Source organism: Desulfonatronospira sp. MSAO_Bac3 (assembly GCF_003838035.1).
Lineage (GTDB): Bacteria > Desulfobacterota > Desulfovibrionia > Desulfovibrionales > Desulfonatronovibrionaceae > Desulfonatronospira > Desulfonatronospira thiodismutans.
In genome coordinates this window covers 1-5,765 of sequence record NZ_QYZY01000007.1, presented here as the reverse complement: position 1 = coordinate 5,765, position 5,765 = coordinate 1, and the positions used below count along the sequence as shown (strand labels likewise).

Annotated in this window: 6 protein-coding genes; 1 reads left to right on the top strand and 5 read right to left on the bottom strand. The window is 54.6% G+C overall.

The features are described from left to right. Positions 1-333: 333 nt before the first annotated feature. Both D5S03_RS00140 and D5S03_RS00135 read right to left on the bottom strand, forming a co-directional pair. Positions 334-744 carry a type II toxin-antitoxin system VapC family toxin gene (locus tag D5S03_RS00140; RefSeq protein WP_287042339.1) on the bottom strand — a complete coding sequence of 137 codons (411 nt, stop codon included), beginning with the start codon at positions 742-744 and terminating at the stop codon, positions 334-336. After that, complete coding sequence (locus D5S03_RS00135) at positions 741-998, bottom strand: YlcI/YnfO family protein (protein ID WP_287042338.1); 258 nt, start codon at positions 996-998, stop codon at positions 741-743. Before D5S03_RS00135 ends, D5S03_RS00140 begins: the two co-directional genes overlap by 4 nt. 276 nt (positions 999-1,274) lie before the next feature. Between D5S03_RS00135 and D5S03_RS00130 the strand changes: the two genes are divergently transcribed. Then, positions 1,275-2,177 carry a DMT family transporter gene (locus D5S03_RS00130; protein ID WP_287042337.1) on the top strand — a complete coding sequence of 301 codons (903 nt, stop codon included), beginning with the start codon at positions 1,275-1,277 and terminating at the stop codon, positions 2,175-2,177. A 357-nt stretch (positions 2,178-2,534) separates the two neighbouring features. Here the strand turns inward: D5S03_RS00130 and D5S03_RS00125 are convergent, their stop codons facing one another. From D5S03_RS00125 to murA, 3 genes are all read right to left on the bottom strand, one after another. Next, positions 2,535-3,932, bottom strand: coding sequence for a cobyrinic acid a,c-diamide synthase CobB (locus tag D5S03_RS00125; protein ID WP_287042336.1), 1,398 nt, complete (start codon positions 3,930-3,932; stop codon positions 2,535-2,537). 46 nt (positions 3,933-3,978) lie between these two features. After that, positions 3,979-4,743 (bottom strand): sulfite exporter TauE/SafE family protein, encoded by a 765-nt coding sequence (locus tag D5S03_RS00120; RefSeq protein WP_287042335.1) that lies wholly within the window; start codon positions 4,741-4,743, stop codon positions 3,979-3,981. 6 nt (positions 4,744-4,749) lie between these two features. Next, on the bottom strand, positions 4,750-5,765 hold a 1,016-nt coding region (gene murA / locus D5S03_RS00115), incomplete at its 5' end, for a UDP-N-acetylglucosamine 1-carboxyvinyltransferase (RefSeq protein WP_287042334.1).

Below are 5,765 nucleotides of genomic sequence, written 5' to 3'. Positions count from 1 at the left end.
CATCCCCAGGATGGACTCCGGCAGCCTTGGCTCATCCGCCAGGGCGGACCAGGGAAAACCCCAGATAAGGAGCACCAGCAGAATCACGGCTGCGCCACGGGTTTTGCCCGCCCCCCTGGAAAAAAACGGCCTTGAATTGAAATTGCAGACTGTCCTGCTCATATTCTTTCCTCCATTTGCTGGTTCCTCGATGTTGTTGCCTTATTGTTTTAAACTCCACTCTATGCCATCGGCGTCTGCACAAATCGAGAAATAAATACTTCTGTGAAGATTATTTCTACTTGCTGTCTAATCTTTTCTTCCTTCTGATCTTTAATCTCTGACTCCACGGTCTCACTGCGTCAAAATCCTGAAAACTTGATTGCCGGTGGTTCTGTAAATGGAAAAGTCTTTATGGTCCAGTGTTGCAATATTCAAAATTCCGGACTCTTCTGCCAGGCAAACCAGGGTGGCGTCGGCGAAATCCATAGGCAGGTCTGCATATTTTTCCATCTGGGTTCTGGCAAAATGCAGTGAATAAAGATCTGAAGGAACCAGGGTCACAATTCCTCGGATTACAAAGTCCAGCGCTGCCTGCTGAGCCTTGAGAGAAAAATTAAGGAGATAAAGAACCTCGGTAAGGACGGCCTCGGTTGAAAAAAGCTCCCCTGAAAAAGAAGCAAACCACTGTACACAAGCTTCGTGGGCGACTTCACTTCTGTCTATCAGTGCGACCCATGGACCTGTATCCAGCAGAGCCTTCATTGCTTCTGATCCCGCATGAGGTTGAGCAGGTGCCGGCGATGATTTGTTCCCAGGTCAGGAATCCCGCTGTTTACAACACCTATCAGGTCATGGGCTTTAGCTGAAGTCCTGTCTCCTCGGGCCTGGACATCAAAGTCCTCCAGGAATTTTTTGATGGCCATCCGGGCAATATCTGATTTTTTAAGGCCGGTCTTTTCTGAAACTTCCTCAATCCTGGACCTGTACTCGTCGGGCATGCGGATTGTCATTTGCATGTCAAACTCCTTTTGCAGTCATTTTGATTGCAATGTAGTCTCTGTCTAAGCTCAAGTCAATTCACCCCCAGCAAAGCCAGCCCACGAATCACGCAACTCCCCCGCCCCAGGCTGTGAAAAACATTCATTCTTTTCGAGGAAGTACGCTTAAACCGGGCGAACCAAAATATGCCTCTGGACTTTAGTGCTGTCTCCGGGCTACATTTCTTTGATGCCAAGCGACCAGAAAAAACTCCAATCAGAAACAATACTTGCAGAGAGGAATAATCCCTGGCCATGAACAAGCATAAATCCCTGCTCAAGACCGGGTACAGCCGGGGAATAATTCTGGCTTTCACCGGGGCATTTGTCCTCAGCTTCGACTCCCTGCTCATCAGGCTGGCCATGGCCGATCCCTGGACGGTCCTGTTCTGGCGGGGTCTGCTCATGGGGCTGACCTTAAGCCTTGTTTTTTACTGCGACTGCAGAAAACTGCCCTTCTGGGAAATAAAGACCCAAGGCAGTGCAGCCCTGGCCTCGGGTATACTTTTCGGAGTGACCAGCACCGGGTTTGTCATCTCCATTCTGAACACCCACGTTGCCAACTCGGTTCTTATTTTCAGCACCGCACCCATGTTTGCGGCCATATTCACCAGGTTCATCCTCAAGGAAGACATCCAGGCCAGAACCTGGCTGGCCATCCTGGCTGTGATGGCAGGAGTGGCCATTGTCTTCAAGGGATCTCTGGGCACAGGCAATCTCATGGGAGATCTTTCCGCCCTTGTAGCTGCAGTGGCTGTAGGGGGCAACTACACCATTCTGCGCCGGCGACCCAAAATCAAAAGGACTGCCGTGGTCTCCCTGGGGGGATTCGCAGCAGCTGCCCTGGCCTTTTTCTGGGCCTCCCCCTTAAGCCTCGAGCTTTCGAGCTTCATGGTCCTGGCCCTGATGGGCATAGTCCAGATGCCCCTGGCCTCGGTGCTCCTGGCGGTTTCCACAAGGAACCTGCCCTCCCCGGAAGTAAGCCTCTTTCTTCTGCTGGAGGCCGTTCTGGGACCTTTCTGGGTCTGGCTGGTAATAAGGGAATCCCCGCCGGGCATGACCTGGCTGGGAGGGCTGATCATCCTGGGCACCCTTATCCTGTACTTTGTCCCGGCCCTGCGCCGGGACCAGGAAGTAAAACCTGCCCATCGAGTATAAAGCTTAAATGTTAAAATTAGTGTTAATAGGTTATAAAAAAGACTCGTAAGGATTCACCACCTGATAAAGCTGGTCAAATTAAGCGCACGGCTGATATCAAGGGTCCGGGGACTTTGCAAACTGGGCGTAAACTGTTTGAACGACGTAGGAAGCGTTAATCAAAACCGTAAAACACCTAAATTGATTCAAAGCATGTTACAAAAAATATTCTGGCTATCAAATCTGTGTGTAGGTTTTGATTTACGCTTCCTTGGAGTGAGTTTTTACGTCCTGTTTGCAAAGTCCCCGGACCCTGATGGATAGTTTCAAAACAAATTGAATAAAATACCGAAAAAATAAACTCTTGCACTCCCTGTATCACAACTTGAGATGCAGGCCGCTGTCCCTGAAACTCAGACATGCCCGGGCCAATGCCCGGCCTGCGTCAGGGCTGCTTAAAAAATGCAGGTGCACGTAACTGCCCAGGGTATTGTTTTTAAGCCAGCCGGGGCAGGATCGCTGCTCCCCGCTTTTGTCCGTGGCCCCGTAAACCTGCTGCACGGAAACCGCCTGATCCTGTTCATCAATCCGGGAATAATGAAATTCATGCCCTCTAAGCACGCTCCCCCGGCAACCAAGGGGAGTATCGCCCAACAGCCTTATTTCCCTGTACCCAAGGCCGGCCCGCCTGGCCTGCATCCTGGAGGTAAAGGGAAATATACCGGCCATGCCGTACACGTTGTCCTCAATATCCACCAGGCTTTTGCACAGGTACATAAATCCACCGCACTCCGCGTATATGGGCATCCCCAGGCTGCCCGCCCTGTGGATGCTCTCCAGCAGAAAGCTGTTTCCGGCCAGTTCCGCCGCATGCAGCTCCGGATACCCCCCGCCCAGGTACAGGCCATGTATGTCCCGGGGCAAAGCCTCATCCTGCAGAGGCGAAAAAAACACCGGCTCCAGGCCGTTTTGTTCAAGCAGGTCCAGGTTGTCCTGGTAATAAAAACAAAAGGCCCTGTCCCTGGCCACACCGATGCGCACACGGGCATCAGGCCGGCTCCTCTCCCTGACAGGTTCAGGCTGTACAAAGGTAAGCTCATGCAGCAAAGAGTCCAGGTCCAGGTGCTTATCCGCCAGATCCGCCAGATCAGAGATCATCTCCCGGGTCAATACATGGTCTTCTGCAGTATAAAGGCCCAGGTGCCTGGATGGAATCTGCACCCCGGCATTGCGGGGTATGCCCCCCAGAAGCCTGCATCCGGGCAGATCCCTGACTGCCTGCTGCAGGTAGTCCAGGTGCCTCCGGCTACCGACATTGTTGGCCACCACCCCACAAAAAGAACATTCCGGGTCAAACTCCAGAAATCCCTTGACTAAGGCTGCAAAACTTCTGGCCATACTCCGGGCGTCCACCACCAGAAGAACCGGCAGACCCAGCCACCTGGCAATCTGTGCCGTGGAGCCGGCCTCTGAGGCCCCGTCGTACCCGTCATAAAGCCCCATAACCCCTTCCACCACGCACACGTCAGCTCCATCTGCTCCCCGGGCAAAAATCTCCCTGTTGCATTTTTCATGCAGCATCCATCCGTCCAGGTTTCGGCTGACGCGCCCGGTGATCCTTACATGATATCCCGGATCTATGAAATCAGGCCCCACCTTGAACGGGGCGGTAATCAGGCCTTTCCTGGCAAAGGCGGCCATAAGGGCCAAAGCCACGGTGGTCTTGCCGCTGCCGCTGGACGGAGCCGCCACTACTAAGCCTTTTGTATGTTTCAACTAAACCACCTTGTTTGAAAAATCCCGGTATCTGTTTTTCGCGGGCTCAAGTAAAAACTCCCTGATACATAAGATGCAGGCTTAGAAAAAACAGGACCAGGGCAAAAAGTTTTCTGACAAATGCACCGCTGAGCCTTGAACTCATGAGCCTGGACCCGGCCAGCCCCCCGGCTGAGGAGAAAATCCCGGCCAGGACCAGAAACTTCCAGTCCAGAGGAGTCACTGCCACATGGGTTGCAAAACCGGCATAAGATGAAAAGCAGACTATAAAGGCCGTGGTGGCCGCAGCTGTCCTGGGATTTACCTGCAGCAGATAAATAAGCAGAGGCACTACGAATATACCCCCTCCAATGCCCAGCATCCCGGCCATGAACCCGATGACCAGCCCCAGAAAAGAAGCCTGCAGGACCCTGGCCAGGGACCAGACATGGGCGCGTGTGCCCTGCCCGGCCACGCCGCCTACAAACATCATGCGCACCGCGGCCAGAAACAGCACCACCGACATAACGCACAGAAAAACACTCTCATCAACCCACCTGGTACACATGGCCCCTATGGGAGCAGCCAGTCCGGAACTGATTACCAGCGGTATGGACAGGGAGAAATCCACCATCCTCTTGCGGATATACACGTAAGAGGCCGTGGTGGCGGCCAGGGCGTTTAAGAGAAGCGAGGAGGCCACGGCCGATGACTGGGCAAAGCCCACAAGCAGGAAAAGCGGAGCGAAAATGAGCCCCCCGCCCAGGCCGGCCATGGACAGGACAAAGGAGGACACAAAGATCAGGGGATAAAGCCAGAGGGCATATTCCATAAGCAGCTAATTCTCTTTTTGCCTGCTGATTTTTGCACCCACTGCTTCCAGCTTCTTTTCCATGACTTCGTAGCCCCGGTCCAGGTGATAGATCCTTTGCACCTCTGTTTTGCCCCTGGCTCTAAGCCCCGCCAGGACCAGGCTGGCGCTGGCCCGCAGGTCCGAGGCCATGACCGGGGCCCCCACCAGGTCCGCCCCGCCCCTGACCACAGCGCTCTGGCCGGAAAGCTTGATCCTGGCTCCCATGCGGTTGAGCTCCAGGGCATGCAGAAAGCGGTTTTCAAAGATGGTCTCCTTGATGGTCCCGGTGCCTGCGGCGACACACATAAGGGCCATTATCTGAGCCTGCATATCCGTGGGGAACCCGGGGTACGGCAGAGTGACCACATCCACCCCCTGCAGATCTCCATTGGAAGATACCCGGAAGCCTTCAGGTTCAGGCGAAATGACCACTCCCATCTCCTGCAGCTTGGCCACCACCGCGTCCAGTTCCTTGTCCGGGCAGTTTGTAAGCAGGACCTCTCCATCGGTAATGGCCGCAGCCACCATGTAGGTCCCGGCCTCGATGCGATCGGACATGACCCTGTATGTGCAGCCCTCTAGGGAATCCACACCCTGAACACGGATAACGCTGGTGCCGTGACCGCTGATCCTGGCCCCGCAGGCATTTAAAAATTCGGCCAGATCCGTTATTTCCGGCTCCCTGGCTGCGTTTTCCAGGACAGTTTCTCCCCTGGCCAGGGCAGCCGCCATGAGCAGATTTTCCGTGCCCCCAACTGTTGGCAGGTCGAATATGATATGCGCTCCACATAACCTTTTACATTTGCCCACGATATAACCGGAGTCCAGTTCAAAACCGGCCCCCATCTGTTCCAGCCCCCGCAGATGCTGATCCACCGGACGCGATCCTATGGCGCACCCCCCGGGCAGGGCCACTTTGGCCCGGCCCAGCCTGGCCAGCAGGGGGCCCAGGCACAGAACCGACGCCCGCATGGTCCTGACAAGGTCATACGGGGCCTCTG

Bases quoted from the DNA above. Each gene is read 5' to 3' on its own strand.
- D5S03_RS00120 (WP_287042335.1), bottom strand. From the start codon at position 4,743: ATGGAATATGCCCTCTGGCTTTATCCCCTGATCTTTGTGTCCTCCTTT.
- D5S03_RS00140 (WP_287042339.1), bottom strand. From the start codon at position 744: ATGAAGGCTCTGCTGGATACAGGTCCATGGGTCGCACTGATAGACAGA.
- D5S03_RS00130 (WP_287042337.1), top strand. From the start codon at position 1,275: ATGAACAAGCATAAATCCCTGCTCAAGACCGGGTACAGCCGGGGAATA.
- D5S03_RS00135 (WP_287042338.1), bottom strand. From the start codon at position 998: ATGCAAATGACAATCCGCATGCCCGACGAGTACAGGTCCAGGATTGAG.